General features: G+C 64.8%; 1 protein-coding gene and 1 pseudogene. Both read right to left on the bottom strand.

The genetic code is table 11. The annotated features are described in order from the left end of the window. Positions 1–87: 87 nt before the first annotated feature. On the bottom strand, positions 88–1,536 hold the full coding sequence (locus K728_RS0112445; protein WP_019483913.1) for an MFS transporter: 1,449 nt from the start codon (positions 1,534–1,536) through the stop codon (positions 88–90). A gap of 17 nt (positions 1,537–1,553) precedes the next feature. Further along, positions 1,554–2,824, bottom strand: a pseudogene (locus K728_RS19375) (aspartate aminotransferase family protein).

The following is a 2,824-nucleotide window of genomic DNA, read 5'->3' as shown; positions in this document are numbered from 1 at the left end:
GCCGGCGCTAGGGGGTAGTGATCCGTTGTGTTCGCTTGAGGAGGCAGTCGGTCGGGAGCTGGGGGTAGTGGTGTCGCTGATGCGGGTTTAGAACTGGGCCCGGCGGGCCTCGGCGTCCTTTCGATTTAGCTCAACAAAGCGGACCTTGGGCAGGCCCACGGACTCAGGCATGCCGGGCAGAACCTCGCCGCGGAGCGTGGCCTGCGACGTCTCCCGCATGCACAGGATGCTCACGAGGCCGATGACACCGGCAACCGCCATGTACCACCCGGGAACCAGCTGGTTTCCGGTGGTTTCGATCAGCTGGTTCGCAACGGTTTGCGATGGTCCGGCGAAGAACGCGGTAGAGAAGTTATACGCGATGGCGAAACCCGTGTAGCGCACCGCCGTGGGGAAGAGCGCCGGGAGCGTCGAGGACACCGATGCCACCAAAATCACCAGCAGGAGACCCAGCACGGCCAGACCGAGAAACTGCAGGACCAGGTTTGGCAGGCCCAGCAGCATGACCAACGGCACGGACAACAGCGCGAACCCGGACGCGGCCACCAGCAGCAACGGCTTGCGGCCCACCCTGTCGGACAGCGCGCCGACCGGGGGAATGGCCACCAGCATCAGGGCCATGATGGCCACCAGCATCCAGTTCCCCTGGGCTGTGCTGTGCCCCAACTGGCCGCTCAGGTAAGTGGGCATGTAGCCCAGGATCAGGTAAAACGCCACGTTCAGCAGCACCACGAATCCAGCCAAGACCAGCAGCTGCCGCCAGTGGTGCTTGAAGACGTGCCGCAGCGGCGACCGCATCGTTTCCTTGTGCTGCGATGCTTCGGAGAACACCGGTGCTTCCACCAGCCTGGTTCGGATCCACAGCGCCGTCAGGCCCAGCGGAATGGTCAGCAGGAACGGCAGGCGCCACCAGCCGTCCTCCATGCCCTGGTCACCCACAATGGTGATGAGTGAGGTGCAGACGATGGCGGCAAGGATGAACCCCACTGTGGTGCCGAACTCCAGGAAGGAGCCCAGGAAACCACGACGGCGGTCGGGAGCGGATTCTGCCATATAGACGGCGGCGCCCCCGTATTCACCGCCCGCGGAAAAGCCCTGCACCAGCCTGCAGGCGAGCAGCAGCAACGGAGCAGCGAGTCCCGCCGTCTCCAGCGTTGGCAGCAGGCCGATGGAACCGGTGGCCACGGTCATCAGCAGGACGGTGAGGACCATCACCTTCTGGCGGCCCACTTTGTCCCCCAACGGCCCGAGGATGATGCCGCCCAGCGGACGCACGAGGAAGGACAGCGCCAGGGTAGCGAGGGTCAGGGTGACGCCGAGTCCGCCGTCGCCCTCTACCGACCCGAAAAAGTTCCTGGCCATGTAAATGGTGAGATAGCCGTAGACGCCGTAATCGAACCATTCCACGGCGTTGCCCAAGGCGGAGCCGAGGATGGAACGGTGGAGGGTGCGTTTGCCCTCCGAGGTAGTGGGTTCCGACCCCGGCGCGCTGGGCGTTCCGGGGTCGCTGTCGTGCAGGGGCTGTGTGTTGGTCATCTTTAAGGCTTTCTTGTTCAGGCCCCAGTCGTGGCGGGCACGGCTCCGGTGACGGCGCCGACGGCGTTTTCGAAGCGTTCGAGGCCGGTGGTGATTTCGTTGGCGGTGACGACGAGGGCGGGGATGAGGCGGACAACGTTGCCTGCGGGTCCGCAGGTGAGGGTGAGTAGGCCCTGGGTGGTTGTGGCCTGCTGGACTGCTGCGGCGGTGGCTGCGTCGGGGGTGCCGTCTTCGGCGGTGAACTCGATGCCCTGCATCAGGCCTTTGCCGCGCACGTCACCGATGACCGGGAAGCGGTTCTGGATGTCTTTCAGGCCGGACTGGAGCTGCTCGCCGCGGATCCGGGAGTTCTCCACGAGCCCTTCATCCCGGACGACGTCCAGGGTCGCGACGCCGGCGGCGGCGGAGACGGCATTGCCGCCGTAGGTCCCGCCTTGGGAACCGGGCCAGCCCTTGGACATCGTCTCGGTCGAGGCGGCGATCGCGGAGATCGGAAAACCCGAAGCGATGCCCTTGGCGGTGATCAGGATGTCCGGGGTCGCGGTGGAGTACTGGTGTCCCCAGAACTTGCCCATCCTGCCCACCCCGGCCTGGACCTCGTCAAAGATCAGCTGGATGCCGTGCCGGTCCGCGCGTTCACGCAGGCCTTCCAGGAACGCCGGCGGGGNNNCCCGCCGTCACCCAGGGCCGGTTCGATCAGGAACGCCGCCGTGTCGTTCGGTGCGGTGCGGGTCTGCAGCAGGTAATCGAGTTCCTTCAACGCGAACGCCACCGTGGCAGCCTCGTCCCACCCGTACCGGTACGCATACGGGAACGCGGACATGTGCACACCGGACATTAACGGAGAGAACCCGGCAGAGAACTTCGTCCCGGCAGTGGTCAACGACGCCGCAGCGACCGTCCGGCCGTGGAAGCCGCCCTGGAACACCACAATGTTCGGCCGGCCCGTGGCCATCCTAGCCAGACGGACCGCAGCCTCCACCGCCTCCGAACCCGAATTGGCGTAAAACACCGAATCCAGGCCCTCAGGCAACACCTCACCGAGCTTCTCGGTCAACTCCAGCAACGGCTTATGCATCACTGTGGTGTACTGCGCATGAATAATTTTGCCCACCTGCTCACGGGCAGCTTCCACCACCCGCGGATGGCAGTGACCCGTACTCGTCACACCAATACCGGTCGTGAAATCCAGGTAGGACTGGCCATCAGTAGCATGGATCCAGCTGCCCAGGGCGTGATCAACCACCAAAGGAGTTGCTTGCTTCAAGAGAGGGCTAAGGGAAGTCAT

The organism is Arthrobacter sp. CAL618 (genome assembly GCF_000468215.1).
Taxonomy (GTDB): domain Bacteria; phylum Actinomycetota; class Actinomycetes; order Actinomycetales; family Micrococcaceae; genus Arthrobacter_D.
This window is presented reverse-complemented; position numbering and strand designations above follow the sequence as displayed.

What these genes read in the sequence shown, in the direction of transcription:
- K728_RS0112445 (WP_019483913.1), bottom strand. Translation starts at nt 1,536, where the DNA reads ATGACCAACACACAGCCCCTGCACGACAGCGACCCCGGAACGCCCAGC.